Raw genomic sequence first — 1,088 nt, forward strand, 5'->3', positions numbered from 1 at the left:
TGTACCGGGCGGGCACGTTAATGACTGTCTGGGCTTGTGCTTGGGAGGACCTCCGGGCTTAGTGGAGATATCTGACGTCTTCACCACTCCACGGAGGTCCTCGTGTCCCACGCTAATGCTCGTTTGACGGCTCATGGTCGGCAGCTGCTGATCGATCGGATTATCAGAGACGGTCGCCCGGTCTCTCACGTCGCCAAGGAGATGGGTGTGTCCCGGCAATGCGCCCATTTGTGGGTGGGCCGATACCGCGAGCTCGGCAGCGCCGGATTACAGGATCGGCCCTCGCGCCCGCATCACTGCCCACGCCAGACACCGGCCAACATCGAAGCCGCCGTGGTGCAGCTGCGCCGTACCGCACGCCGTGGCCAGCAGTGGATCGGCGACGAACTCGGTGTGCCGGCCCGCACGGTTTCAGCGATCCTGCGTCGCCATCGGATGCCGTATCTGCGGAACTGTGATCCGTTGACCGGAGCACTGATCCGGTCCTCGAAGACCACCGCAGTGCGCTACGAGCGGCAGCGACCCGGAGAGCTAATCCATATGGACGTCAAGAAGATTGGTCGAATCCCGGCTGGCGGCGGATGGAAGGCGCACGGTCGCAACTCGGACACGACCAGCGCCCAGAAGAAGGCCCCGGTCGGATTCGATTACGTCCACTCGGTCGTTGATGACCATTCCCGGCTGGCCTACTCCGAAATCCTGCCCGATGAGAAAGGCGTCACCTGCGCGGCGTTCCTCGCGCGGGCTGCCGACTACTTCACCGCGCACGGCATCGGCCAGATCGAACGCATCATGACCGACAACGCCTGGGCCTACCGCAAGTCACTACGGGAGGTCGTCGCCGCGTTAGGGGCCCGCCAGGTGTTCATCCGCCCGCACTGCCCCTGGCAGAACGGGAAAGTGGAACGCTACAACCGCACCTTGCAAACCGAGTGGGCCTATCGGCAGCTCTTCACCACCAACGACGCCCGCCACGACGCACTTGCACCCTGGCTTGACCACTACAACAATCAACGACGCCACTCTGCAATCGGAGGCCATCCCCCAATCAGCAGACTGTCACCAACCTCTTAGCCCGGTACAGCTAG

General features: G+C 63.2%; 1 protein-coding gene. It reads left to right on the forward strand.

Annotation, left to right across the window (positions count from 1 at the left end):
• Window positions 1-102: 102 nt before the first annotated feature.
• Complete coding sequence (locus tag A5782_RS08905) at window positions 103-1,074, forward strand: IS481 family transposase (RefSeq protein WP_067098116.1); 972 nt, start codon at window positions 103-105, stop codon at window positions 1,072-1,074.
• Window positions 1,075-1,088: the final 14 nt, after the last annotated feature.

The sequence above is a fragment of the Mycobacterium sp. 852002-40037_SCH5390672 genome (assembly GCF_001665875.1).
GTDB lineage: Bacteria > Actinomycetota > Actinomycetes > Mycobacteriales > Mycobacteriaceae > Mycobacterium.